Genomic DNA, 26,613 nt, shown 5'->3' on the forward strand with positions numbered 1-26,613 from the left:
GGTCAGTTGATCCCCTCTGTCCACTTCGATTCTTTTCTGCGTCTGCGGTGTAGAGCGAGGCCTGTTATGATAGTGAGAACACATTCGCCGAGTATGACTGCACCCAAGGCGTCATAGATCACATGTTGTTTAATCATTAGCGTGGATACTATAATGGTTGCTGCCCCGGCGGCTACCAAAATCTTGATGGGTTTGCGGATGCTTGGAACCGAGAGAACGGCACGCATAACCAGATAAGAGTGAAGAGAATGAATACTTGGAAAACAATTATAAGGACGATCCTGGCTGTAGAGCCATCCGAGAACAGATGCTCCCAAGCCTGCACCCGTCAGTTCCGGGCGCGGTACCATGGTCTGAAAGTTGAAGTAGATCAGATAACAGATCCAGACACAGATATTCATGGATAACAAGACGCGGTAGTACGTCAGTCGATCCTTGGCACACAGGTAGGCGAGCACACCGAATACAAACGGGTACCAGCCCAAATATGGAATGGACATGCCAGGCACGTAGGGAATGATCCGGTCGAGCGGGGAATCAAGTACTACGAACCCGCGTTCTGGACTATTAAGAATATCATAGAACAGCCCCATGACGGCCAAAGACAGCATTAAACTCAATGACAGCCAATAGGATTTGCTTTTTAACAATTGCACAACATCTTTCTCCTTTCATTCATGTTCCAGAGGAACATGATCCCAGCAATAACTATATAAGTTGCACTATACATTCATTTACACGAGAACCCAGAGGCAGAAATACCAGAAGGTTGTTCTGTCATCGGAGTGGCAAGTGTAATTATTCTTTAGTTCAATCTATATAGTAGTTTAAATTTAAACAACAATATATTCTACTACGACCAGCGCACAAATTGAATCCTGATTTGTGTATTTTTGTGTATTTTTTTGACGAAGAAGGAATGCGGAAGTTTCAATGGGCATGATATGATAGAGACACATGCGGACGAAGGCACTTTGGCCAGTAAAGTCGGTACAACAGGAGTGAGTGAATGCAATTTTCAAAAATGTTCGTATTGAATATGGGGATGCTTATTACCATTGCATATCTTGCCAGTGTGTTCTATAAATATGTCGTAATACGTACCTCTTCCCGAGTGAAGCAGATCAGTTCCGTGCTTGTCCTTATTTTTGCAGGTTGGATCAGTACGGTTTTTGGGTTTCAACTCACCGATGAAGTGGTCTTTGATCTTCGATATGTTCCTTTAATTGTTGCCGTTCTAACGTATAGACAACCCTATAGCGTAATCATCGTAGGTATTGGAATTGGGCTGTCGAGGCTGACTTTTGGCATCACGGATGCTACATTGGCGGCAGTACTTAACATGTCTATTTTGGGCGTGATCTGTGCAGGTCTGAATATATGGATGAGACGCAGCAACTACAGGCTGATTATTAAAGGAATCCTTGTTACAGTTATCGTCAATGTGGTCAATAGTGTAAACATTGCTATCGTTGGTGTGATCCCGGCTACATACTTCTTTTCACATATTATGCCTTATACACTCCCTACAGGCATTGTGTTAAGTCTTGTTTTTGCATTTATTTTACGTGATTTTCAGAATGAACAGAATCGTATTTTACTGATCCAGAGTACAAACCGGCTATTGTCTGTGCAAAAGGAAGAGTTACAGAAAGCCCAGATTGTACTGGAGGATCGAGCGAAACAATTGATGATTGCCTCACAGTACAAATCCGAATTTCTCGCCAATATGTCCCATGAACTGCGTACACCGCTCAATAGTGTCATTAACTTTGCCCAGATGATCAGTGAGAATGCTGACACGATGGATCAGGAGGATATAGTACGTTTTGCCAATATGATCGACCACTCCGGACAGGAACTGCTGACGCTCATTAACGATATTCTGGATCTTTCCAAAGTAGAAGCGGGGCGGCTGGATATTGTACTGGAGGATATCAGTGTTGCACAACTTACAGAAGATGCCATGAGCCATTTTCAGCTTGTTGCCGAGAAAAAAGGTATTCAGTTGGTTCTGGACAAAAAACAGGGACTGCCCGAGACGCTCTGGTCTGATCCCCAGCGGGTTCAACAGATTTTGCGGAATCTGATGTCCAATGCCATCAAGTTCACTCACCGGGGGAAGGTCACGCTGACCGTAAGCACCAAGCAGATTAAGAATGCAGGTATTCAGAATCGATGGCTTATTTTCTCCGTTCAGGACACAGGCATTGGCATTTCGGAGGACAAGCATCATTCCATATTTGAAGCATTTCAGCAGGCTGACGGGTCGATTAGTCGGAAATTTGGCGGTACCGGACTAGGCCTGTCGATCAGTCGGGATTTAGCGAGATTACTGGGGGGATCGATTGAACTGGAGAGCACTGAAGGTAAAGGAAGCACCTTCTATCTCTATCTCCCGTTGGACCGTGAAAAAATGAGTTGACAACCTTCGCGCCGTGAGTAGAATTTGGGATGACAACTAGCATCGACCGGCTTTTGAGACCCGGTCTAAGGAGTGTATCCCCATACAGAATACGGTCAACGTTGCCCCTCCCCCGTCAGCAAGCAAACCACGGCGCAAGGGTTCGACACAACGCACGAATTTATCGATTGCAACATGGGAGGGTGTACCAGCTATTATTTTACAGACCTTGCTGGGAGGCCCGTTTTTAACCGGATTTCTGCTGTACCTTGGGGCCGGGTCGAGACATATCGGCTTTGTGCTCGCGATTACCACGTTTGTGAACATTGCCCAGATCGGAGCAGCTTACTGGATGCAGCGTATTCGCAGCCGAAAACGCATGCTGCTGCTGTTTGTGGGCACACATCGTATCTTGTGGAGTGCGACGGGACTGATTCCGTTTATATTCCCCAAAGAGTGGTGGGTAAGTGTATATATTGGCGTGTATACGGTTGCTTTTATATCAAATACCATCGGCGGTATGATCTGGACTTCACTAATTGGCGATATCGTACCTGCCAAGGTGAGAGGGCGTTATTTTGGAATTCGAAATACGATTCTGAATGCTCTTGGAAGCGTATGCTTATTCGCAGGCGGTATTGTTTTGGACCGTTACCCGGGAGAAATGGGCTTTCTGATCCTGTTTATTCCGGTGTGGATCTGTGCCATTGCCAATACAGTCATCTATTTCTTCTATCCGGATGTTCCCTTTGAACGTTCTACCGAAAAGGATTTCTGGCGTATGTTTATCAAGCCGTTCCAGGATCGTTCTTTCCTGAAAGCAACGCTGTTTCTGGCTGTCTGGTTATTGATCCAGACCTTGATTGTTCCGCTCTATTCCTATGTTATGCTCGATCTGCTGAATATCAATTATCAGACGGTATCCCTGATCACGGTAGTCCAGACGCTGGTCATGATGGTCGGGTTCTATGTCTGGGGCAATCTGAATGCCAGATTCAGCAACAAAACCCTCCTATTTTGGACATTGCCCGTCATTGCACTCTCCTGTTTGTCGTGGGGGTTAATGTCGTTCATGCCCGTATTGATCGCACTATTTCTATCTCATATTTTCCTTGGGATCGGTGTAGGTGGATTCAATCAGCTGGCATTTAACTTTACGATTGGAGACACACCCAAAAGTGAAAGACCGATGTTTGTCGCGGTGTATTCGGCTCTGACCGGAGTCACTTCGTTTCTTGGGCCGCTGTTGGGTGGCTGGTTGTATGAAAAGATGGAAACCTGGTCTGATGCGCTCGCCTGGATCTCAGCCTATGGATTTCAGGTGGGGGTTGGTGTCGTGATGCTGATTCTGACATTTACCCTTGGACGTCGTGTACTGTTAAAATAGAAACGATATAATTTCAACTCATGAATATTTACACTGGCACTTCGATGACAGAACAACCTTCCGATCGCTGTTATCCCCAGATTTTTTTGATTCCTTTTAGAAAAGGGAAAATCCGGGGATAAAGGCGAACGCTTCGCTTCTTCAGGTTATTTCTGTCCTCTCCGTTATCGTGTAAATGATTAGGTTGATCATATATATCTGGTATGACTTCAAAAAAAGATGGCGAAGTGGAGGGATGCATTTGAATCGTCTCGAACGGAAAGCCATGGTAATTGGAGCCACGGGGCTTGTAGGCGAATTACTGGTTCATCATCTGCTGGAACACTCAGCATACAGCATGGTTCGCGTTCTGGTTAGACGTCCGCTTGAGCTGCAACATCCCAAACTGGAACAGCATGTGGTGGACTGGGAACAGCTGGAGAGCCAAGACCATTTATTCGATGGAATCGATGACCTGTACTGTTGTTTGGGGACAACGATCAAAAAAGCTGGCAGTCAGGACAGTTTCCGTCAGGTGGATTATCATTACCCGGTTCGTGCAGCTACGATTGCGAAGCGACATGGTGTATCACAGATGCTGGTGATCTCCTCCATGGGAGCGAGTGCAGGTTCCCGGGTCTTTTACAGTCGGACCAAAGGGGAAATGGAGGATGCATTGTCCGATATCGGTTTACCGTCATTGCATATCTTCCGCCCTTCCTTAATTCTGGGAGATCGAAACGAGAAGCGGTTCAGTGAGCAGATGGCTGCCCATGCCATGAAGTTTCTGGATCGCTGGATGAAAGGCAGAGCGGACAAATACCGGGCGGTCCACGCCGCAACCATTGCACAGGCCATGACAAATATTGCACTGGTGCAAGCCAAGGGAAACCATGTGTATGCGAATGAAGTCATTCATGTCCTTGGCGCGGACGGAGGTTAAGAAACCTTTGAACGAGCTGTTTGCTTCATCTGTAAAGGCAGGAGCGTTTCTCGCTTGAGGTAGATCGTGGTATAATAGGCAACAAAAATGAGTTCGAACCCTGACTCCATGCGGCAGCAGGATAACGAACACGAAGGAGAACTCGTCCCATGAAAAAACCAATCTCTACCGATCAGGCGCCAGGCGCCATTGGTCCATACAGTCAAGCCGTTGATGCAGGCGATTTCATCTACACTTCCGGGCAACTTGGCCTGAATCCTCAAACGGGAGAATTCGGTGCAGATGTACAGGAGCAGACACGTCTGTCCTTGAGCAATGTGAAGGCTATTCTTGAAGCAGCAGGCACAAGTATGGATAAAATCGTGAAAACGACGGTGTTCCTGAAGGATATGAACGATTTTGTTCCTGTGAATGAAGTCTATAGCACGTTCTTTGAAGAGCCGTATCCTGCACGCAGTGCAGTGGAAGTTGCTCGTTTGCCAAAAGATGCACTGGTGGAGATTGAGGTTATTGCCCTGAAATAGGACAACTTTCATTCACTACGGTATACATAAAAAGCCGATTTCAGGTCGAATGACCAGAATCGGCTTTTTGCATTTTTACGTTACCTTTAAGCGTTATATATGATGGAAGTCGCTCAATCACGATCCTGATTACGGGCAAAGAACAACCATACCGCATAGATCGCTAGTACGATCGCAATGATGATTGCCGTATAATATACGGAAGTGACATCCTTTTGTTTAAGTGCAATGGCGATATACGCCCATGTGAATACAAGTGGGTATATGCTATCGCGATAACGGAAACTAACGAGTACAGCCAGCACCATACCCACAATCAGCATGATGATCGTCCAGGTCGGTTCGCTGAGACCAAAACCATCCCAGCCAATTTTATATAACAGTACAGCTGCATTGACAATCGTTGCCACGCTAACCCATCCGAGATAGATGCTGAATGGCAACTTCACAAGCCAGATCTCAGCAGTGGTTGGCACGGTGATAGTACGTGTTTTTACATACAGCACGATCAAGGACAATAGAAGCAGTACAATGATCAGTAAGGCGAGACCAGTTTGCAAGTTTTGAAAAGCAAAAATCCATGCTACGTTGAAGGCACAACTTGCCAGGAACCAGTACCCGAGACGGGTAATCGAGTCCCTTTTCCAGGAAGCGGGCACGAACTGATAGATCACAAACCCTGCCAACAGCAAGTAGATCAAACCCCATATAGCGAATGCATAGCCAGAAGGTGTGAGCAGCACAGGATACATATCCGATACTTCTTTATTGGTCTTGCCCCCGATCGGCAGAGCGTTGGAGAGGTAGTTCACGATAATTACAGCAATAAAACCAATGGCGTTTAACCACTTGTACGGATTGTTACGTGACATTGTGTTTCCTCCTTGGTTTAACGAATGAATGAACCACGGGTCAGTCTACAATGAATATACCCAGTTCTTGCACATTCTAATAACAGCCGCAAAAAATTCACAAGTTGTCCTTTCAGATCCTTGTGCTCAGCTGCTATGTTGGATGGTACTCTGTCCCAATGTACGCGAAACGAAGCAGAAATATGTCCATGCCCACGATGTCCCACTAGAAGAGGAGGAAGAGAAATGCTCACAAGAGAAACGATGGAGCAACAGCAAACCTGGTTCTATGTAGTTGCACTGTTCGTAGGGGCAGCGATAGGGCTGAGTAATCCGGTATGGGGGAATGTTTTACACTACACCGTGTCCCCGGTTCTTGCCGTTCTGTTATACAGCATGTTTGTACAGATTCCCTTTTTACAGTTAAAAGAGTCCTGGTCGAATCTTCGATTTATGGTGGCGCTACTGGTGGCTAATTTTATCGTAGTACCTGTAGTTGTATGGGTGCTCACACTTGTCTTTCCGCAATCGCCAGGCGTTCTGATCGGAGTCTATCTGGTACTGTTAACGCCCTGTATTGATTATGTCATCGTGTTCACGCAGCTGGGCAGGGGCAATGAGAAACTGATGCTCGCCGCAACACCTCTTTTATTTGTTATACAAATGATACTGTTACCGTTTTATTTATGGCTATTGATGGGTACCGAGGTGGCGCAGATCATGCAGGTAGGGCCGTTTGTAGAGGCTTTTCTGTTCCTGATCGTTATTCCACTGCTCCTCGCTGTTGTTACACAAGTTTTCTCCAGAGGTAAGGTGAGCGGGGAGCGGGTCATGAATGGGACGGCATGGCTCCCGGTTCCGATGATGGCACTTGCGCTGATCGTGGTTGTCGCTTCCCAGATTGGCAAAGTCTACAATGATATGGCGATTATCGTGAACGTGATCCCGATCTACGTTTCTTTTCTGATCATTATGCCTTGGATATCTCGGATCATTGCTAAGGGGTTTCGATTGAATCCAGCCGCCGGGCGGGCGTTGATTTTCAGTTCAGCCACACGGAATTCGCTGGTTGTTCTGCCGCTAGCGCTGGCACTCCCACCAGAATGGGCAACCATTGCTGCGGCTGTTATTGTTACACAGACGCTGGTGGAGCTTGCAGGGGAGCTAATCTACATTCGACTTGTACCTGCGGTGATTTTGCGGGATCGGTGAGCGTACTAGGGTGTATCTATGTTATGATCTAACATAATTAATAAAACCATTTTTGGTAAATAAAAGGGGAAGGTGAGAATCCCTATTTATCGAAAGATTATGTTCTACCTGGATATTGTCCTATTACTGTTCAGCCTCATCTATTTCCCCGTAGTAGCTCATAAGACAGGAAATAATATGGCTTATGGATTTATGGCTGTAATTTTAATAGGTACAATCTCTCGGATCGTATCCTATCTCAGAAAAGAAAGAGCCAACAAGTCGTCATGATATAGGCTATTTTCTGTAAAAGTAAAATCAAAAAGAGTACTTCCGATGGGCCATGCCGGGAGTACTCTTTTTAATTCGGATCAGGTACTCGTTACGTACCCGCCTCCAATAATGTTTTACGATATTCCGCTGGCGTGATGCCCTCCATCTTTTTAAACACTTTGCTGAAATACTTTTCATCCTGAAATCCAACCATCTCCGAGATTTTGGCGACACGCAGGGAAGGATTTTGCAGTAAAAGCTTGGCGTTGTTGATCCGCAGTTTGCCCAGATATTCCGACCAGTTCAGACCAAATTGCTGTTTGAATTTGCGGGAGATATACTCCCGGCTCAGATAGAAACGCGCGGCAATCTGCTGTAAGGACAGGTCTTCCTGATAATGGGCGTCCATATAACGTGCAATCTCACTCATGGGATCAGGATTGGCGTGGTGATGAGCGGTGAGCGCCTTTCCTGCGGCAAGCAGTCGTTGTTCCAATAATGAACGAAGCAGGGGGAAGGATAACAGTCCTTCAGCGTCCAAAGGTAACTCGGCAAAGGGAATAGACTGTTCTTCTGTCACTTCTTCCTCTTGGAATGACGAACCTGCCGTATCATCAAGCCAGCGGCTCAGCATCCATTCCAGCTCCTCGATCCATTGCTGGATCTGCTCAGCACTGACAACCGCAAGATCAGTAATCGGGTCAAGCCAATCGGCGACCGCAGCAGATACACTGGAAGCCCGGCAGCTCATGGCTGCCATACGCAGGGGTTCTTCATGGGCGGTTAAACGCCTGATTTTATTCCCATTTGATGATTCCACTGAGGCATGGATTCGCTGTTTAATTTGCACAGCATTACGTCGCCACAACCTTGAACTTGCTTCCAGATAGGCAGCTGCGATTCCGCCAGGGTAAGACTCACAGGTGGAGATGCCAAAATGAAGCCGGCGCTGAATCGTCTGCTCCAATCCCTGATTGACCTTGTCCAGAATATGTTCCAATGAAGTGGATGGACCCCAATGCAGCAGAATAATCTCGTCCGGTTGATCCAACTGACGAAACATTACGCCTTCGTCTGGTGTGGATAACATCTCGGCACCGATATTGAGCACGGAGAACACAAGCAGGTCCGGTTGACTGCGGTATTTTGCCAGACAATCTGCATCCAGGTGGGACAGGCTGGTGACAGCGACACTACAGACAGGGATTAGACAGGGGAGATTTAACTCATCCTGCAATCGCTGCATGTGTGAAGGGCTGCTGCCTCTTCCGACGGCAAGTTCGGTGAGCAGACGATCCTGGTAGTGGGGGCGCATTCGATTAACAACAATGGATTGCCTGGTGGATTGTATCCGAATGGCGTCCTCCTCTTCCCAAGCTGTTACGGCCTTTAATAGAGATGCATTCAGCTCATCTGCTTCCACAGGTTTCAGGAGGTAGTCCATGCCACCATGTCTGATGGCATGCCTCACGAGTTCAAAATCATCATATCCGCTGATAACCAGCACCTTGCTATGCGGGGTATGAGCCGATATCCATTCAAGTAATGCCATACCGTCCTTGCCCGGCATACGCATGTCACTGAGTATGATTTGAGGTTGATGTGCCGTGATGGCGGCGATGGCTTCATCCCCGTCTGCTGCTTCAAGTAATGTGTCAATGCCAAAGTCTTTCCAATGACCAAGCAACCTTATGGCATCGCGGACATGTTTTTCATCATCTACAAGCAGTGCCTTCATGTTGTTCACTCTCCCGCGTATAGTTTAACCGTGATCTTCACACCATTGGGTTCCCGATTGTTGATCTCAAGCCTGGCTGAGTGACCGGGATGTGAGTTCAATTGAAGTCGGCGTATTACATTTCGTAGACCGATGGATTCAGACTCGTCGGATTCTTGGGTGGATAACCCGGTTGTTGTATGACTCTGATGCAGCCATCCGCGGATCTCCAGTAATTTATCATCAGGTATGGAGGGGCCGTTATTATTCAGTTCTATTTCAATCCAATGATCGTTGATCCGGCGGCTGGATAGGGATATGTGACCTTTGCCAGGCTGTATATCTGCTCCATGTTTGAAATAGTTCTCAATTAAAGGTTGTAACGTCATTCTTGGCATTTCGACAGACAGGGTATCTTCGGCAAAATCCAAATCCACCTCAAGGCGGTCACCAAACCGCTCCTGCTGCAGTTCCAGATAAAACCGGGCGTGCTCCGCCTCTTCGCGTAAGGTCACGCAGGTCTGATCCCGCATGCTGTAGCGCAGCATTTTGGACAGGCTAGAGAGTAGTGTATACGCCCGTTGTCCTTGCTGTTGAAGGGCAAGTGTACCGATCGATTGCAGTGTGTTATATAGAAAATGCGGATGAATCTGCGCTTGCAACGCTTTAAGCTGATTTGTTTTATTGGCGATTTCGAGTCGATATTCCCGCAAAATAAGATTATTTACCGTATCCATCATATCTCGGAAATGACGAGCGAGCACCCCGAATTCATCTCGGCTGGATAGATGGATATCCACATGCAGACGCCCGGCTTGAATCTGGTTCATATATCGCATAAGTTGCTTGAGCGGACCGGTGATTCGGATGGAGATGAATAAGGTTGCAACGATGACCAATACAAGTGCTGCAATGGCAATCATCGCGTTATTCCACGTAAGTGTGGTGGCTCTGGCATATAACGTCTCATTCGGAATCTGTTTGACGATGGTCCAGTCAGCGTACGTGCTGCCAAGTTGCTGGTATACATACATGGAACGATCCTGTTCAAAATGTCCTGCGACATTCTGGGCTGTACCTGCGCTAGATCGCGCGATATTCAGTTCACTAGCCGTTTCCTCTCGTAGTGCATCCGTATGATTGACCTCGGAACGCCCCTGGTAAATGATCTGATTCTGACCATCCACAACATAGATCTGTTCCTTAGCCGGATCATACAGCCTGCCACAGATTGCTGCAATGGTATTAATATTCAAGTCGATGGCGAGTACACCCAGACGCTCAGTGGACGGAATATCCTTGATCACCCGATGCAGGGTAATGACCGTTCTTTCAGGATCATCGGGGGAAGCAGCCTTGAATCCGTACGTGTGACTCATATGTGCCGATTCCACCCAGATATCCGGGCTGTCACCACTTGTTTTTCCATGAAGCGAGCCGGAATAGGCCTGTTTGCGTTCCTCCCGCTTCGGAAAGGGATTCGTAATCAAGGTGGATTGATTGGCGGCAAAAGAGTGCAAATACAGCTGGAATACATCCGGCACTGCCGCGCGGATCGTCTGCAAAGTGGTGTACACCTCGGCAACCGCACGATAATCACCAGGAATCTTTGCCAAGTTACGCAGAAAGTTCGGGTCGTTATACACAGCGAGCGACGCTCTGGCCACGTTATCCACATAGTTATTGAGATTGGTGGACGCTTGGTAGATCAGACGTTTGTTCTCTTCAACAGCTTGCTCCCGCAGGGCTGTCTTGGTCTGGATAAACGTCATGCTGATCGATGCGAGCAGCGGAAGGGTGGTAGCAATGAGCATAAAGGCAATTAATTTGGTGCGTATACTGTAGTATTTGGACATCGGAACACCCCTTCTGGTTGCAGGTTAAGAGAGGACAATATTTTACCCCCAACTGTTCACAAGGGTCGGTGTTTCCCTCGGCGATAATGGGGTTTAATAGAAAAAGAGACCAATTTCATCCATCTATAGAAGGGGAGAACGATATGAAGCATCGCAAATCTTCACAGCTGTTACAGCAGCTTGTGTTCGTGGGTCCCTCCATCGTGTTTTTTATTCTCATCATCGTGGTCCCTTTCCTGCTTGGCATGGTGTATTCCTTCACGGATTGGAACGGGGTATCCGAGAACATTAATTGGGTAGGGTTTGACAACTTCGTGCATGTTTTTGCGAATGATCCCAAGTTCCAAACGGCGTTTTGGTTTACGGTGCGCTTCACCGTGGTTGGTGTAGTACTGACCAATGTGATTGGCTTTTTCCTGGCGTATTTCCTGACCAAACCGCTTAAGACGAGAAACATTCTGCGTACGATCTTTTTTATGCCTAACGTGATCGGTGGGTTGTTGCTCGGCTTTATCTGGCAGTTCATATTTGTGAAAGGGTTTTCAGCAGTAGGCGATGTAACCGGCTGGTCCTTCTTCAACCTTCCTTGGCTGGGAGACGAACCAACCGCCTTCTGGGGAATCGTGATTGTATTTGTATGGCAGACCGCAGGATATCTGATGGTCATCTACATCTCATCTCTGACAAATGTATCCCCTGATCTGCTGGAAGCCGCCGAGATTGATGGCGCAAGTCGCTGGCAGGTACTGCGGAGCATCATTCTTCCGCTCATTATGCCGGGTGTAACGATCTGTCTGTTCCTGGCGATCTCCTGGTCGTTCAAAATGTTCGATCTCAATCTGTCGCTGACCAAAGGTGGACCATTCGGATCAACAGAATCGGTTGCACTTAATATTTACAATGAAGCCTTTGTAAATAACAGATATGGCATCGGAACCGCCAAAGCGCTCGTGTTCTTCGTAATCGTTGCCATCATCACCATGATTCAGGTACGTCTGACGAAGAGCAAGGAGGTAGAAGCCTAATGGAGACGACAAAAAATTACCGCTTCAGTACCATTGTAACCGAGATTGTCATGGTACTCCTTGGACTTTTATTCCTGGTTCCGTTTTACTTCCTGTTCGTGAATTCGGTCAAAACCTTCGGTGATCTGCTCACCAATTCGGCTGCATGGCCGGAAGTATTTCAGTGGGGCAATTATGCTAACGCTTGGGAGAAAATTAACTTCCCGTCCGCGCTGATGAACTCGCTTATCGTTACTGTGGTCAGCAATCTGTTGCTTGTGCTGATCAGTTCCATGGCCGCGTACCGAATGGTCCGCAGCGATACCCGGTTCAATCGTATTTTGTTTGGCATGTTCATTGCCGCGATGGTGATTCCGTTCCAGTCTATCATGATTCCACTTGTTACTGTAACCAGTAATCTGGGATTGATCGACAGCCTTGGCGGCCTCATTATCTGTTATCTTGGTTTCGGGGCACCGATGTCTGTCTTCCTGTTCCACGGATTCGTAAAATCCGTCCCACTGGAGATTGAAGAAGCAGCACGGGTGGATGGAAGCTCGGTCTACGGAGTGTTCTTCCGGATCGTATTTCCACTCATGAAACCGATGTATGTAACCGTCATCATTTTGAACACACTCTGGATTTGGAATGATTATCTGCTTCCATCCCTGATCCTGCAAAGCTCCAACCTGCGTACGATCCCGATTGCGACCTTTGCACTCTTCGGACAATATACGAAGCAATGGGATCTGGCCTTGCCAGCACTTGTGCTCGGTATCATGCCGATCATTATCTTCTTCCTGCTGATGCAGAAGTACATCATTCAGGGGATTACGGCTGGATCAGTTAAAGGGTGAGTGCGAGCACAGGGTCGCTGCGGGATCAAGTTGCGCTTTCGGTCGCTGTTGCTCCTCGGTGGCCTGAATGGATTGGGGCAAGGAAGCCACCGAGTATCAAAGGCGATCGCTCCGCTCCTACATCACATCCTGATCCCTTTGCTCCCACCTCGCATGGAGGTGGGCAAAGGGAGTCATGCCCGCATAGCTTGGGCATGACTCCTAGGGAAGAGAAAGCATCGATAATGAGAAAAGACCAAGATAGAAGGCTTGTATAGCCAGGAACTTCTTCTGCAGAGTGAAGTGATGGTATGCTCCTTTTTCAAAGCGCTAACGAATCCACCGCATCTTAATAGGTGGATAATCAAGGAATACAAATTGTAACGAACCTCAGCAACGTTATTCGGGTACAAAACGGCGTCATAGCTTTAAAATTCGATCAAATCGACGAAATAACATCGCTGTGATTCGTTAGAATGGGAACCTGTGCAAATAGGAGCGAATAACGTGCGCTCGGTTCGTTAGAATGAAAACACGCTTCAAGGGAAGGTTATTCTGTCATCGGAGTGCCAGTGTAAATATTCATTAGTGGAACTGTTATACTGAAACTACTATAGGGAGAGTGTATGTATGAAAAGAATGACAAAGTTGACGTTGCTTATGCTGATTGCTTTTTCGGTAATGCTCGCGGGTTGTGGCAATGGAGACAAGAGTGGCAGTCCGGTCAACACGGATGCTCAAGGTGGTGGCGAGGCTGCTGCTGGAGATAAAACCATTAAAATATTCCAATTTAAAGTCGAAATTGCGGAAGCGCTCAATCGTCTCAAAGCTGAATATGAATCCTCCCATCCAGGCGTCAAACTGGACATTCAAACTGTAGGTGGCGGCAGTGACTACGGTGCTGCATTAAAAGCCAAGTTTGCCGCTGGCGAACAACCGGACATATTCAACGTAGGTGGTTATCGTGAATTGGATACATGGCTTGAATATCTGGAAGATCTGTCTGGAGAAGCATGGGCCAAGGATGCACTCGAAGTAGCCAAAGAGCCAATGACCAAAGACGGCAAGCTCTACGGACAGCCGCTGGCGCTAGAGGGTTATGGTTTCATTTATAACAAAGACCTCTTCCAAAAAGCTGGTATTACCGAAATTCCAACGACACTGGAACAATTGGATCAAGCTGCACAGAAACTTCAAGCCGCAGGCATTACCCCATTCTCGAACGGATATCAGGAGTGGTGGGTGCTGGGCAATCATAACGTAAACGTGGCATTTGCAAATCAGGCAGATCCGGTGAAATTCATTCAAGGACTCAACGAAAGTACGGAGAAGATTCCTGGCAACCAAGTGTTTGCCGACTGGATCAACTTGCTCGACTTAACGCTGAAATACAGCAACAAAAACCCGCTGACAACCGACTACAATACACAAGTTACGTTGTTTGCGAGTGGAGAAGCGGCGATGATGCAACAAGGGAACTGGACTCAAGTACAGATCGATGGAATTGATCCAGATCTGAATCTGGGTATTCTCCCAATGCCAATTAACAATGAACCAAATGACAAATTGTTTGTCGGTGTGCCGAACTATTGGGTTGTGAACAAGAACTCTCAAGTGAAACCGGAAGCAAAAGAGTTTTTGGAATGGCTCGTAACTTCGGATATCGGGAAACAATACATGACCAAAGAATTCAAATTCATTCCGGCGTTCAGTTCCATCACGGCATCGGAAGAGGATCTGGGTGACCTCGCCACAGAGATCATGAAGTATAGCCAGGAAAATAAAACACTCAGCTGGAACTTCAACCGTTTCCCTGAAGGGGTTCCACAAGAGTATGGCAGCACGATTCAGGCTTACGTTGCAGGCAAATCGGATAAAGCCGGATTGCTCGACGCATTGCAACAGAACTGGGATAGTCTGAAAAAATAATCTGGATCATGGACGGTATCCACAGGTTACCGAAAACTGTTCAAAATTTTTGGATAGAAAAGTTAGTCTATCGGATATAAGTTAATTGAAACGGGCCAACCATTAAGGTTGGCCTGTTTTTGTTTTTCCGAGGAGCCAAAAAGTATTCGCTGGAAAAATGATAGATGGTAATATCCCTGAAATGTGGATAACCCAAAAGCAGTTTAATGATCTCATGACGTATTTAACACAGAGTTAATACTATATGTGGATATCCTGTGTGTATAACACTCTAAATGTGGACAAGTATGGAGTAGTTGGAGTGGGAGGTCCTCTTTTGTTAACAGAAATACTTGTTTTCAATTGACTAGTACTGTATAGTTCTAAATATGACAAATCCAAAAATGAACACGGGACCCGCCAAATCCAAAAGTTCCAATCCGGTGAACCGGACCAAGGCAGTTGAAGTGGCGGCACAATTATTTCTGCGTCAGGGGTACAGCTACGTCAGCATGGATGAAGTCGTGCGAGTGAGTGGGGTATCCAAGTCGAATATTTATTATCATTTTAAAAACAAGGAGGAACTGCTCCAGGCCGTGGTACAATACTGGATTGCCCAGTATGAGTCGGAGCTGTATCTGCTGCTCAGTCAGCGTGAGCGAGGAGTGGAGGAGCGTATCTACTCATTCATGGCATTACTGTCGGCAGGCATTGAGGGCCGAAATTACGAAGGGAGCTGTCCTTTTGTTACGTTATATATGCAGACACCGGACAGTGCACCCCAAGTGAAGGAAAGCATATCCAGATTCTTTCGTGAGCTTAGACCTATGGTGGAGAAGTTGTTTCAACAAGGTTTAGATCGCGGTGAATTTCGCAAAGAAATTGAGCCGGGTCCGGCTGCGTTGTTGTTTATTGCAGCACTGGAAGGTTCGCTAATCCTAGCGGGAACTGCCCGTGATGTTGGGATTATAGAACAATCGGCACGTACGTTTTGTCAGATGCTTCGTTAATCGAAGCTCTTTTTTTGAATATAACTAGTACTATGTAGTACTAAAAAGGAGCCGTAACAGAATGATTATACATACTAACCGTGTATCCAATGAAGAAAACGCAGCAGCAAATTCAACAAATATGAATCAGGTAATAAGCAAGTCTGATATTGCAGCTACGACCATTTTTATGACAGGTAGTACAGGTTTTATCGGCAAAGAAACGGTCAAACAACTCACGCAGGGAGACGCACAATTGCTCTTGTTGGTTCGTTCGGAACAGCGAGCCAGAACGGTGCTGAAGGCTTACGGAGTGAAGGATTTCGACCGAATTACATTTATTACGGGTGATTTATCCCATTCGGGTCTTGGAATGACTACAGCGGATCGGGAGCGTGCTCTTGAAGCAAATGTAATCATGCATGCGGGTGGAACCATGGACGTTACCTTGGACCGAAAAGTAGCAGAGCAGATATTTATGAACGGGGCCAGAGAAGTGGCACAGCTTGCAAGGGAAATCCACTGTAACCACGGATTAAGACACTTTATCCACGTTGTTGGTTATATGAGTCCTTATGGAGAGCGGAATGCACAGGGGAATTATCTACAGGTTGAGCATGTGGATAACAATGAAAGTGCGTATGAAGAGATGAAGTTTCATGCCGATCTGCATATTCGCGAGCATGCAGAGCAGCATAACTATCCCTTATCCGTTGTGAATCCGAGTACAGTGGTTGGACCGCGTCCCACCGGTGAAACCGAGCAAACGGGTGGGATTGGCCTGCTCATTCAGGCGATTCAGAAAGGACTTATGCCGGTCGTGCCGGGAGGTTCATCCTATTGGTTACCGCTTGTGGAGAATGACATTGTTGCACAGACGCTTGTTTTTCTATCGAGGGAAACCGCTCCAGTCGGAGGAACCTATCCACTATTGGCGCGGAAGGAAAACAGTCCCAATATGAAGGAACTGTTGCAGCTTCTGGCACAGCAATTGGACGTACCCAAGCCCAAAGGGGCTGTGCCATTACCATGGATTCAATGGATCATGAAATCTGGGGGCACACGCATCAGTGGTGTTCCAGCGGAGTCGGTTGCTTTTATTACCAACAGGTCATTCCCGGTTGAAGAGACGGAGGCTCTGTTCACACGTATGGGGCAATCCTGGCCGGACATAAGGGAACAGCTTCCGCTGGTTACAGCCGATCTGGACTATCGTCTTCGTTATACGCCGCTACCTGAGGGTTTTCCGACAGATTATATTCGGTCGCGGAGCGGAAATATGGCTATGCTTGGTTGGGAGGGTGAGGGAGAGCCTTGGATTATTGTACATGGTTTGCTTCAATCTGCGGATGAGATGTTACCTTTGGGACAACAGCTTAGGGAACGTACTGGAAACCCGGTATGGTTAATCGATCTCGCTGGATTTGGACGGTCCCCTGTACATCAGGGGGATGAAGCATTTGAAGGTCAGGTTGTTGCATTGCTTCAGGCGCTCGGTGAGTTTGAAGGTCCGGTGCAGCTGGTGGGTCATTCGATCGGTGCAGCTATTGCAGCTGCGGCACATATGCGTAGCGGGCGGACAGACATTCGGTTGGGGTTGCTTCAGCCAGTGGCTAACAATTCGAATCCGAATGTGCTGAGATGGATTTCGCGTTTGCCAAGAGGGCTGATGCGCTCTCTGCTGCGTGGCAGATCGGAGAAAAGTTGGATTCAAATGTTCAGTGCCTATAGCGGCGTAGGCGACGGCAGTGTTATGACCGATACCATGGGCAAGAGAATACGTTCCAGTCTCCAATCCCCTCGCATTGCAGGAGCGCATGCAGACTTGTTGCGCTGGATCCACTCGGGTCAGAGGAAAGGCGCCAGATCAACGTTGTGGGCGAAAATGGAAAGTCAGCATTATGCCAAGAATGCGCTGGTCGTATGGGCCAAGGAAGATCCGGAATATCACTATCCCCGGGATATGAACCCGAAGATCAAACGCATAGATGTGCCCTATGGGCATTACTTTCCGACGTTTCAGTATAAGGAAACAGCTGTAATCCTCGCTGAATGGTTTGATAACGTTAGATGAGTTCAGATTCGGTTCGGATATGCAGGAATCCCGTGTAAACTGTCGAAAGGGTCAAGTCGAGTTGTGAAGAGATGAACCAAAGACAGGAGAGATGAATGTATGAGTCAGCAACGTGTGGAGATTAGTAAAAATGTACTAATCGAGTGTCTAGGACTACGTAGCGGAGAGAATCTGGTGGTTGTCGCAGACGATATGAAACGGGATTTGGCCGAATCCATCTATGAGGCAGGCAAAGCACTTGGAGCAGAATCAGTCCTATTAATCATGAAGGAACGCAGCAGATCCGGCGAAGAGCCACCTGCGCCAATCGCGGATGCCATGATTCGGGCAGATGTAGCCGTGTGTGTAACGCGATATTCATTAACGCATACCCAAGCACGCAAACAAGCCGCTGCATCAGGGACCCGAGTGGCAACCATGCCTGGCATGACAGAGGATATGTTTGTGAACGGAGCAATTACGGCTGAATACTCACAAGTAAAGGCATTAACCGAGAAGGTGACAGCTCTATTAACTGCAGGTCGTCATGTACGAATAGAGAAGCAGGGGCATGGTCTGTCCTTTTCCATTGAAGATCGTAACGGTGTACCGAGCACAGGCATGTACTTGAACCCCGGTGAATCAGGCAATTTGCCATCTGGAGAAGCCTATATTGCTCCGGTTGAGGGTAAAGGCGAAGGCCGTATTGTTGTAGATGGCTCCGTTGCTGGGATCGGTGCACTTCGTGAACCGATGATATTAACCGTCAAGGGAGGACGTTTAGTTTCAGCTGAAGGCCCGGATGGGGCACAATTACTGGCAACACTTGGCGAGGGGGATGGTCGCTTTCTCGGCGAATTCGGAATTGGAACCAATAACAAGGCGAGAATCACGGGTGTAGTGCTGGAAGATGAGAAAGTGTATGGTACGATTCATGTGGCTTTTGGCAGCAATAATACATTCGGTGGAACGATTGCCGCGGGTGTTCATATTGATGCAGTTGTACAAAAGCCAGACGTGTACATCGATGACAGGCTGATCATGCGTCAGGGTGAATTGGTCGAATAACTACAGCGAAGGAAATTGGGCATGTCCACAACGTGTCCACAGTAATGGATAACTGAAGTGGAAATTCAGATTTTACGTCAGATTTACAAACAAATACACAACATGTCCACATTAAATTAATGAATATCCACATGAAACGCTAAAGATATCCACAGCATGTGTGCAATATGTGCACAACTTATCCACAAATCAGGTATAACTCGCATTTTCATGTGATAAAACAGTCGTTTTGGAGTAATCAAACAAGTTATCCACAGGAATATCGCTTTTTTGTTCCAAGTATTTGAAAACATAGAAACAGATCCATAATATATGGGGATAAAAAAGACCAAAAATCGGTATAAAGCTGATCTTTGGTCTTTTTTTTGATTATAATTTTTCAATCCAATGTCAGGTTACTTACGCTCAATATTTAAACGACTGACTTCCACCACCCTCTACAACAGGGCAAATGAGCAGAGCGGAGACAGCAACCGTAATGCAACGTCTGCTGAAGTTGGCAAAATTGATCTGAAGCCTAAACATTTGATCAAAAATAACCGATACACCAAAGTAACATCTAATGGGACGAAAGTAGTCTGATTATACGGAATGAGAGGGTATGGGGATAACTATGGACGAGGGAATGCAATATATTAATTTTTCGGTAGGAGACCAGATCTTTGCACTACGAATCGATGAAGTTCATGAGATCATCAGAATGGTGCAGGTGACAACAGTTCCATTTGGAAGCCCGGAGATCAGAGGTTTTGCTTCGTTGTATGGTAAGGTCGTTTCGGTTGTGAGTCTTCGTGTATTGTTAGGCATGCCGGACCAGGAGGATACCTCTTCTACACGTATTATTGTGGTGCCTTACAAAGGTGGATTTGTACCGCTGATCGTAGATATGGTTGATTCTGTCGTAAGTTACGATCGTTTCGAAGAACCAGCTGAGGAACACCGCCGTTTCATGCTTGGCGTTTTTGACAAAATCGGGTTCTGTGAAGATCATCGTGCAGGCATTTTGAACCTGGATGTATTGCTGGGCAGTTTGATCAGATCATAGTAGTATAACGATCCGTAATTCTTTCAATATTCAGTATTATCCTTCGGTTGACCCAAATGTTCCTCATCCGCTTTTCGGGAGAAGGGACATTTTTTTGTGCCGCAAACCATCGAAATAACCACTTTTTATGGGCAAAGGTTTTTAAATCCGGTCATTTTCGTATATGATGGAGAGTAACAATGCGAAGGGATGACGGGAGACTTTAATGATGCAATCGCTGTATGGAGTATGGCTTGGTGACGTATTTTTTTGTTTTTCCGGTGAAACATCGGAACCGCGTGTGGATGCATGGAGCCACGTGGTAAGAAGGTTGAATTTTGGCGACGGGGGTCGTCTGTTTCAGCCTGCCGCTCTGCGTCTTGCGGAGTTGCGCTGGCCGAATCCGCTGAGGAACACGGCTGAAGCCAAGAACACGAAGCGGCGTCAACTGTTGGGGCGCACATTGGAAGGATTGGCAGTCTCGCCTAAGGATGCTTTCAGGTTGCTGCTGCAATGGGATGACCGTTTGTTAAATGCAGCCGGAATTCAGGTTGGAGAAGAGATGCGTTACTGGATCAAAGCAGCGCAGTTCACACAGGAGCTGCTGTTGCGGGGAGCAATTGCTCCATCGGCTGAATTCGCAGCAAAGACCGGAGCACGGCGACGGACCGGGCAAGAGACATTAACAGGTGTATGGCGGCCACGCTTGCAGCAGGAGGAGGACATCGAACGCTTCCGCGATCTTGCTGAAGCGATGCCTCCGATTGGATTGGCTGCTCCTGGAGCTTATGCTTCATTGGAACCGGAAACGCGTGAAGAAGCAGGGGCTGCGGTATTATTTTCATTCATGAGTGGCATGATTCATGCAGTAGTGACAAGTGAACTGGAGGGCATGGACAGTGAACTGTCCCGTTACCGCACCCCATATCGACGCGGATCTTCGCCAGTAGCCGAACTCTGGTGGAACAGTCTGATCTCGATGTTCCGTCCTGTGACGGTGCAAGGGCCGACGGACGATATGACAGCGTTTATTCATACGCTGCAAGAAGTTGGTGGAACGTCAATGCCAAGCGTGGGAGCAGAAGAGATGGCACCTGCGGTAGGCCAATTGAAGCTGGTGCTCCGCTTGGAGCCTCCACTGGGCGAACATGAAACGATCTGGGGAATAAGCTTTTGGGTGGACAGTGAGCAGGAACCAAGTCTGAGGTTGCCTGCACGGACTATCTGGGCACATCCAGAGCGAGATTTGGACCGGGGGAAGGTGTTATATACCTCGGCGGCAGAGCAATTATTGATGGCACTCGGGCAAGCAGCAGAACTGGCACCTGAACTGGAGACGGCGCTGCTTACCGCCCGTCCGGAGGAAATTAAGCTGGAGCAGCAGGGTTTCTTTGAATTTCTCACGCATGCGGTTCCACGTTTGCAGAAGGTCGGGATAACCGTTCTCATGCCTTCAAGGTGGAGTCGTGCCGGGAAACGTCGTGCGGGACTGCGTCTGCAGATGTTGAATCGGGGAACAGAGCGGTTGCCTGGAGCCACATCGGCACTGGGCATGGAACAATTGGTTGCTTTCAAGGCGGAGCCTATGCTGGATGGGAAACCGGTCACGGCGGAGGAACTGGCAGTACTGGCTGAATCCACAGTTCCGTATGTTATGTTCCGCGGTGAATGGATTGAAGTGGATACAAAAGAGATTCGCCAAGTCCTGCGTTATATGAAAAAAGAAGAAGAACAATATATGCCTCTCTCCGAATGGCTGCATCTGGCAGCGGATGAAGGGGAGGATTCCGCATGGAAGGGCCTCTCCGTCTTTGGCGCCGAATCTGATGGGATGCTTGCTTTCCTGCTCGATGGACAGGTGCTTCGCAGCATAGAGCCTCGTCAGGTTCCGGCAGAATTGCATGGTGAACTAAGACCTTATCAGGAACGAGGTTACCAATGGTTATCCGCGATGCGTGAGCTGGGCTTTGGCGTATGTCTGGCGGACGATATGGGACTTGGGAAGACGATTCAGGTAATTACCTGTCTGCTGGACCGCAAACACGAGGAACGCCAGGCAGCTGATGAGGAAGCACGTGAGAATGAGCTGCTGAATGGATCGGATGATTCATTCCCGGCGGATCAGCACACGAATGAGCAGCCTGTTCATCTGCCTGCACTTATTGTGTGTCCTACTTCGCTGCTTGGAAACTGGCAGCGTGAGCTGAAGCGGTTTGCCCCGGATCTGTCGCTATATATTCATCATGGCGGACAACGGTTGCACGGGAATGATTTTCAGGCAGAAGCGCAGACGCATGACATTGTACTGACGACCTATCATCTGGCAGGCAGAGATGGCCCAGATCTGGCTTCGTTGCACTGGTCCACCATTGTGCTGGATGAGGCGCAATATATTAAGAACTACCGTACCAAACAAGCGCAAAGTGTCATGCGCCTGTCTACACTTCACCGTATTGCGATGACGGGAACGCCTGTAGAGAACCGGCTGAGCGAACTTTGGTCGATCTTCCAGTTTCTCAATCCGGGGTATCTGGGCACAGCTTCATCGTTCCGCCAGCGGTATACGGGACTGGGGCCATCCGAAGAAAATGCAGCATCCTTGCGTGAACTTCATCGACTGGTATCTCCATTCATGCTGCGCAGGCTGAAGAGTGATCCGGATATTCGCAAGGATCTGCCAGAGAAGCTTGAACTGAAATCCTATTGTTCCCTGACGCCGGAGCAGACGGTGTTGTATCAGCGTGTAGTGGATGATCTGATGGGTGGTTTGGACGGCAGAAATGGCATTGCCCGGAAGGGGATTGTTCTGTCCTCCCTGACCAAGCTCAAGCAGATCTGTGATCATCCGGTGCTGGCGGACAGTAATCGGAAAGACCACGGCAAGGCTGAGGCATCCGGTAAGATGGAACGTTTGCTTGAACTGCTGGACGCCATCCGTGATAACGGGGAATCGGCCCTGATCTTCACGCAGTATGTTGCTATGGGAGATCTGCTGGTATCGAGGTTGAAACAGCGATATGAGGAAGAACCTTATTTCCTGCATGGTGGTGTGTCGAAGGCGCAAAGAGATGATATGGTGGAGACTTTCCAAAAAGGAGAGGGGCCCTCCATGTTTGTTCTATCTCTTCGTGCCGGAGGTGTAGGTCTGAATCTGACACGCGCGAGTCATGTCGTTCACTATGATCGGTGGTGGAATCCTGCGGTTGAGAATCAGGCAACGGACCGTGTATTCCGAATCGGGCAGAATCGCAACGTGCAGGTGCATAAGTTGATCTGTCAGGGAACACTGGAGGAACGGATTGATGAACTGATTGAAAGCAAGAAGGCACTGTCCGAGCAGGTCGTTGGTTCAGGTGAGAATTGGCTGACCGAGATGTCGGATGATGAGCTGCGTGGTCTGATCTCTCTTCAGGGTGAGACGTGGCTGTGACCTTGAACATTCAGAGGAATATAGATGGTGAGAAAGGGGGATTGTTGTGAGTGAAAAATGGAAGATCGAGCTGCATATGTCCCCCGGTGGATGGACAGCAGAAGTAAATACAGCAGCGGATGCGGATCAGGAAGTTTCCGTTTCTGCTTCCGCTGCTGAGGGCAAGACCGGATCAGCCGCAGGCATGTTCACGGTCACAGGAACGCCCGCGCGACTGAGCGAAGCCCAACGCGAGGCTGTGCTGGCTCAGCTGCGCGAGCGCCCGCTGACGCTGTACGCCCTGCTGCGCGGCGGACCGGCGTCCGAGGAGCTCGCCGGGCTGCTGCCGGTTGCGCAAGCGCCCGAGGGCTCGCCAGGCGCAGCAACGGCCAGTGCGGCCGTGGCATGCACCTGCGGCCGCCCGGGCTGCGAGCATGCCGCGGCCGCTGAGCGCGCCGTAGCCGCGCGCCTCGCGGCCGAGCCGCTGCTGCAGCTGGCGCACGCCGGCCTGCCGCGCGAAGCGCTGCTCGCCGGCGTGCTGGGGGCATGGGCGGAGGAACTCGCCCATGATCCCAGCGGCCCTGGCCGGGCAGCGGAAACGGCTGGCCGCCCGCAGGTGCGGGGCGGCGAAGGCGGCGCGGCCGTCGGCGAGTGGATCGCCGAGGCCGCCGCGGACGGCGCTATGCACCAGCCGGGGCCGGGCTTTGGGGCCGTTGAGGTGCGCCTTACGCGGCCGGGCAAGCCGCCGGCGTTGCCGGAGCTGACGGCGCTGCTGCCGGGCGTGCCGGCCACCGCAGGGCTGGATTTGATCCGCGAGCGTGTAGCCGCGCGGATGTGGCAGGCTGTCCAGAAGAAGACGGACAGCCCGGCAACCAAATGATGCACGCATCAGAGCGGGGGAGATCTCAGATCACCCCTGCTTGTTTTAATTGCAGCATGTTGCTCTAAAAGTCCAAAAAACGATCATACAGGCTGTACAGCCCGTATATGTTCATTCGGATCTCTTCTAAAGGACGTCTTTACTAGTGGAGCTTCGCTCCCAATTAAGGTATACTGTCGCAGGGAACATTGCATACAACAACTAGACAACATTTATATTATTGCGATAGGAGCTTTTACATGAAATCAACTACAGGAAGACAGCGCCGTATGGTGGTTATGCTGTCCTCATTGATGATATGCGGAGCATTGCTTACCGCGTGCCAGAACGGCACAGAGGAGAGCCAGAATCCGAATGGAGCAGGTAACACACAACAGGAGTCGGACGGCACAACGGTTCATTTTACGGAGGATAAAGGAACGGGCGGCGACAATGCTGGCGGGGATGACACATCATCTTCTGGCAACAGCGGTGAAGGCACGGATAGCGAGTCTGGGAATGCTTCAGCGGGCGAAGGGCAGGGCTCTTCGGACAATGGGAATGGTGCGACAGCGGAAGATCCATTGCTGGAGAAACGCAGTATCAGCGCATTGCAAACAACGATTGATGCACAATCCGTGGTGACCAATGCGGAGTCTATGACCGTCATTGTGAACAAGCAACGGAGTCTGCCTGACGGGTACGAGCCGGACGATCTGGTAGAGCCGAATGTACCGTTCTCCTTCGACGAACCACACGAGAAGCGGCATATGCGCAAGGAAGCTGCGGAGGCACTGGAGAAGTTGTTTGCAGGTGCAAAAGCGGATGGCATTGAGCTTCGTGCGGTGTCCGGTTATCGTTCATATCAGCGTCAGGTATCCATCTATAACAATAATGTCAAAACCAAAGGTCAAGAATATACAGATCGTGTGAGTTCTGTGCCAGGCCGAAGCGAACATCAGACGGGTCTTGCCATTGATGTATCCAGCCCGAGTGTGGGCAATGTGTTGGAAGAGGTATTTGGCACATCGAAGGAAGGCCAGTGGCTGGCTGAACACGCTGCAGAATACGGATATGTCATCCGTTATCTGCAAGGTGAAGAAGATACCACAGGGTACGTCTATGAGCCTTGGCATATCCGGTACATCGGTACAGATTTGGCACCGGATGTGGCGAAGAGTGGGTTAACTCTGGAAGAATACTTCGATGAGGCTAATATCAAGTTGTAATTTGGATGTTTCATCCTTAAAGAAAAAGAAAAGATACTATTTCTCATAAAATCCCCGAATGAACCGTCCTTGATCTATACAACGGGCAGTCATTCAGGGGATTTTTTTCTGTGCAAAAATGTTAATGGAATTAAGATAGAATTAATTTCATTCCATTGTCTGAGATGATGGTGGACTGATATAATTCATGTTTAATCCATTTAGATATAAATACAACCAAAGCGAGGGACGAGAGAATGAGCAGACAGCAGGTTTTTACCGGTTCCCCATGGGAACCGTTGGTGGGATATTGCCGTGCCATCCGTGTAGGGAACCGAATTGAAGTGGCGGGTACAACCGCGATGCAAGATGGTGTAGTTGTTGGGGCGGGTGATCCATATGCACAGACAAGGTTCGTTTTGCAGACGATCGAGAATGCACTGAAAGAACTGGGGGCTGACATGTCGCATGTGGTGAGAACCCGAATGTTTGTGACCGATATCTCCAGATGGGAGGAAGTTGGCAAGGCGCACGGTGAATTTTTTGGACAGATCCAGCCTGTAGCCACCATGGTTGAAGTTAGCGCACTCATTGATCCCTTGTTGATGGTTGAGATTGAAGTGGAAGCGATCGTTGAAGATGAAACCCAAGCCGGTTGATTCTGAAGAACGGTCTGAAGATTTTCTAAGGAACACAGGACGTCTATTTGGCCCTTAGGTCCTCTTCTTAAAATGTAAAGAACACCAGACACGTTATTTCTCGAATTTCTCTGATAAAAACACACTGTAAACAGCTGTTTATTCTAAGATAGCGTGTCTCGGATTCCTTAGATTTTTGCGGGTGCTTCAAATCCTTGAATAAGACGCCTCAGATTCATTAGCGCTAAATCCAATTGCTCTCACATTCAGTATGAAACCTATTTCGTATGTAGCGCACATCGCACGTGTCTGCTCTGGACAAGTTTCAGGTACGCTTCGGTTTGAAGCAGTTTGTAGACACGCTCTAAAAAAACCAAAACCAAACCAAAAAACAACCTTACCCGTGCCTGTCAGAAGACAAGCGGATAAGGTTGTTTTGAATTAACTTCGCTGCCTGGCCGCACGGCTGAGCTCTTGATGCACCAAACTCAT

General features: G+C 48.4%; 20 protein-coding genes. 16 read left to right on the forward strand and 4 right to left on the reverse strand.

The window, feature by feature from the left end; translation table 11 throughout:
• Positions 1 to 2 precede the first annotated feature (2 nt).
• Positions 3 to 656, reverse strand: coding sequence for a phosphatase PAP2 family protein (locus MHB43_RS03150; protein ID WP_405131305.1), 654 nt, complete (start codon positions 654 to 656; stop codon positions 3 to 5).
• A 353-nt stretch (positions 657 to 1,009) separates the two neighbouring features.
• On the opposite strand from MHB43_RS03150, the gene MHB43_RS03155 reads away from it, so the two are divergent.
• The 4 genes from MHB43_RS03155 (at position 1,010) to MHB43_RS03170 (ending at position 5,237) form a co-directional block, all read left to right on the forward strand.
• A complete protein-coding gene (locus MHB43_RS03155) occupies positions 1,010 to 2,425 on the forward strand; it encodes a sensor histidine kinase (protein WP_405131306.1) in 1,416 nt (471 codons plus the stop codon).
• A 208-nt stretch (positions 2,426 to 2,633) separates the two neighbouring features.
• Complete coding sequence (locus tag MHB43_RS03160) at positions 2,634 to 3,791, forward strand: MFS transporter (RefSeq protein ID WP_405131307.1); 1,158 nt, start codon at positions 2,634 to 2,636, stop codon at positions 3,789 to 3,791.
• Between the two features lie 235 nt (positions 3,792 to 4,026).
• Entirely contained in the window at positions 4,027 to 4,713 is a 687-nt protein-coding gene (locus MHB43_RS03165; protein WP_405131308.1) for an oxidoreductase, read from the forward strand.
• A 149-nt stretch (positions 4,714 to 4,862) separates the two neighbouring features.
• Entirely contained in the window at positions 4,863 to 5,237 is a 375-nt protein-coding gene (locus tag MHB43_RS03170) for a RidA family protein (protein WP_339299046.1), read from the forward strand.
• A 113-nt stretch (positions 5,238 to 5,350) separates the two neighbouring features.
• Here MHB43_RS03170 and MHB43_RS03175 read toward each other — a convergent pair whose 3' ends face one another.
• Positions 5,351 to 6,109, reverse strand: coding sequence for a tryptophan-rich sensory protein (locus tag MHB43_RS03175; protein WP_237177711.1), 759 nt, complete (start codon positions 6,107 to 6,109; stop codon positions 5,351 to 5,353).
• Between the two features lie 225 nt (positions 6,110 to 6,334).
• On the opposite strand from MHB43_RS03175, the gene MHB43_RS03180 reads away from it, so the two are divergent.
• Entirely contained in the window at positions 6,335 to 7,300 is a 966-nt protein-coding gene (locus MHB43_RS03180; RefSeq protein WP_405131309.1) for an arsenic resistance protein, read from the forward strand.
• A gap of 361 nt (positions 7,301 to 7,661) precedes the next feature.
• Here the strand turns inward: MHB43_RS03180 and MHB43_RS03185 are convergent, their stop codons facing one another.
• Positions 7,662 to 9,290 (reverse strand): response regulator, encoded by a 1,629-nt coding sequence (locus MHB43_RS03185; protein ID WP_405131310.1) that lies wholly within the window; start codon positions 9,288 to 9,290, stop codon positions 7,662 to 7,664.
• A 5-nt stretch (positions 9,291 to 9,295) separates the two neighbouring features.
• Positions 9,296 to 11,125, reverse strand: coding sequence for a sensor histidine kinase (locus MHB43_RS03190; RefSeq protein ID WP_405131311.1), 1,830 nt, complete (start codon positions 11,123 to 11,125; stop codon positions 9,296 to 9,298).
• A 143-nt stretch (positions 11,126 to 11,268) separates the two neighbouring features.
• On the opposite strand from MHB43_RS03190, the gene MHB43_RS03195 reads away from it, so the two are divergent.
• From MHB43_RS03195 to MHB43_RS03245, 11 genes are all read left to right on the forward strand, one after another.
• Positions 11,269 to 12,150 (forward strand): carbohydrate ABC transporter permease, encoded by an 882-nt coding sequence (locus tag MHB43_RS03195; RefSeq protein ID WP_036607341.1) that lies wholly within the window; start codon positions 11,269 to 11,271, stop codon positions 12,148 to 12,150.
• Positions 12,150 to 12,986 carry a carbohydrate ABC transporter permease gene (locus tag MHB43_RS03200; RefSeq protein ID WP_036607337.1) on the forward strand — a complete coding sequence of 279 codons (837 nt, stop codon included), beginning with the start codon at positions 12,150 to 12,152 and terminating at the stop codon, positions 12,984 to 12,986. Before MHB43_RS03195 ends, MHB43_RS03200 begins: the two co-directional genes overlap by 1 nt.
• Positions 12,987 to 13,595: 609 nt before the next feature.
• The gene (locus MHB43_RS03205) at positions 13,596 to 14,894 is read left to right on the forward strand and encodes an ABC transporter substrate-binding protein (protein WP_237177715.1); all 1,299 of its coding nucleotides are present in this window, start codon (positions 13,596 to 13,598) and stop codon (positions 14,892 to 14,894) included.
• A gap of 422 nt (positions 14,895 to 15,316) precedes the next feature.
• Positions 15,317 to 15,883, forward strand: a complete 567-nt coding sequence (locus tag MHB43_RS03210) for a TetR/AcrR family transcriptional regulator (protein ID WP_036607516.1) — start codon at positions 15,317 to 15,319, stop codon at positions 15,881 to 15,883.
• Between the two features lie 61 nt (positions 15,884 to 15,944).
• On the forward strand, positions 15,945 to 17,936 hold the full coding sequence (locus tag MHB43_RS03215; RefSeq protein WP_405131312.1) for an alpha/beta fold hydrolase: 1,992 nt from the start codon (positions 15,945 to 15,947) through the stop codon (positions 17,934 to 17,936).
• A 99-nt stretch (positions 17,937 to 18,035) separates the two neighbouring features.
• Positions 18,036 to 18,983 (forward strand): aminopeptidase, encoded by a 948-nt coding sequence (locus MHB43_RS03220; RefSeq protein WP_405131313.1) that lies wholly within the window; start codon positions 18,036 to 18,038, stop codon positions 18,981 to 18,983.
• Positions 18,984 to 19,596: 613 nt separating this feature from the next.
• Positions 19,597 to 20,028 (forward strand): chemotaxis protein CheW, encoded by a 432-nt coding sequence (locus MHB43_RS03225; RefSeq protein WP_017690859.1) that lies wholly within the window; start codon positions 19,597 to 19,599, stop codon positions 20,026 to 20,028.
• A 205-nt stretch (positions 20,029 to 20,233) separates the two neighbouring features.
• Positions 20,234 to 23,437, forward strand: a complete 3,204-nt coding sequence (locus MHB43_RS03230; RefSeq protein WP_405131314.1) for a DEAD/DEAH box helicase — start codon at positions 20,234 to 20,236, stop codon at positions 23,435 to 23,437.
• 46 nt (positions 23,438 to 23,483) lie between these two features.
• Positions 23,484 to 24,296, forward strand: a complete 813-nt coding sequence (locus tag MHB43_RS03235) for a hypothetical protein (RefSeq protein ID WP_405131315.1) — start codon at positions 23,484 to 23,486, stop codon at positions 24,294 to 24,296.
• Positions 24,297 to 24,535: 239 nt separating this feature from the next.
• Positions 24,536 to 25,504 carry a D-alanyl-D-alanine carboxypeptidase family protein gene (locus MHB43_RS03240; protein ID WP_405131316.1) on the forward strand — a complete coding sequence of 323 codons (969 nt, stop codon included), beginning with the start codon at positions 24,536 to 24,538 and terminating at the stop codon, positions 25,502 to 25,504.
• A gap of 236 nt (positions 25,505 to 25,740) precedes the next feature.
• Positions 25,741 to 26,142: a RidA family protein gene (locus tag MHB43_RS03245; protein ID WP_076332718.1), complete on the forward strand. Its 402-nt coding sequence runs from the start codon at positions 25,741 to 25,743 to the stop codon at positions 26,140 to 26,142.
• The last annotated feature ends 471 nt before the right edge of the window (positions 26,143 to 26,613 follow it).

The sequence above is a fragment of the Paenibacillus sp. FSL H8-0317 genome, assembly GCF_045040685.1.
In the GTDB taxonomy this organism is placed as follows: Bacteria; Bacillota; Bacilli; order Paenibacillales; family Paenibacillaceae; genus Paenibacillus.

What these genes read in the sequence shown, in the direction of transcription:
- MHB43_RS03155 (WP_405131306.1), top strand. Translation starts at nt 1,010, where the DNA reads ATGCAATTTTCAAAAATGTTCGTATTGAATATGGGGATGCTTATTACC.
- MHB43_RS03220 (WP_405131313.1), top strand. Translation starts at nt 18,036, where the DNA reads ATGAGTCAGCAACGTGTGGAGATTAGTAAAAATGTACTAATCGAGTGT.
- MHB43_RS03180 (WP_405131309.1), top strand. Translation starts at nt 6,335, where the DNA reads ATGCTCACAAGAGAAACGATGGAGCAACAGCAAACCTGGTTCTATGTA.
- MHB43_RS03195 (WP_036607341.1), top strand. Translation starts at nt 11,269, where the DNA reads ATGAAGCATCGCAAATCTTCACAGCTGTTACAGCAGCTTGTGTTCGTG.
- MHB43_RS03245 (WP_076332718.1), top strand. Translation starts at nt 25,741, where the DNA reads ATGAGCAGACAGCAGGTTTTTACCGGTTCCCCATGGGAACCGTTGGTG.
- MHB43_RS03185 (WP_405131310.1), bottom strand. Translation starts at nt 9,290, where the DNA reads ATGAAGGCACTGCTTGTAGATGATGAAAAACATGTCCGCGATGCCATA.
- MHB43_RS03200 (WP_036607337.1), top strand. Translation starts at nt 12,150, where the DNA reads ATGGAGACGACAAAAAATTACCGCTTCAGTACCATTGTAACCGAGATT.
- MHB43_RS03190 (WP_405131311.1), bottom strand. Translation starts at nt 11,125, where the DNA reads ATGTCCAAATACTACAGTATACGCACCAAATTAATTGCCTTTATGCTC.
- MHB43_RS03225 (WP_017690859.1), top strand. Translation starts at nt 19,597, where the DNA reads ATGGACGAGGGAATGCAATATATTAATTTTTCGGTAGGAGACCAGATC.
- MHB43_RS03165 (WP_405131308.1), top strand. Translation starts at nt 4,027, where the DNA reads ATGCATTTGAATCGTCTCGAACGGAAAGCCATGGTAATTGGAGCCACG.
- MHB43_RS03230 (WP_405131314.1), top strand. Translation starts at nt 20,234, where the DNA reads ATGATGCAATCGCTGTATGGAGTATGGCTTGGTGACGTATTTTTTTGT.
- MHB43_RS03170 (WP_339299046.1), top strand. Translation starts at nt 4,863, where the DNA reads ATGAAAAAACCAATCTCTACCGATCAGGCGCCAGGCGCCATTGGTCCA.
- MHB43_RS03175 (WP_237177711.1), bottom strand. Translation starts at nt 6,109, where the DNA reads ATGTCACGTAACAATCCGTACAAGTGGTTAAACGCCATTGGTTTTATT.
- MHB43_RS03205 (WP_237177715.1), top strand. Translation starts at nt 13,596, where the DNA reads ATGAAAAGAATGACAAAGTTGACGTTGCTTATGCTGATTGCTTTTTCG.
- MHB43_RS03240 (WP_405131316.1), top strand. Translation starts at nt 24,536, where the DNA reads ATGAAATCAACTACAGGAAGACAGCGCCGTATGGTGGTTATGCTGTCC.
- MHB43_RS03215 (WP_405131312.1), top strand. Translation starts at nt 15,945, where the DNA reads ATGATTATACATACTAACCGTGTATCCAATGAAGAAAACGCAGCAGCA.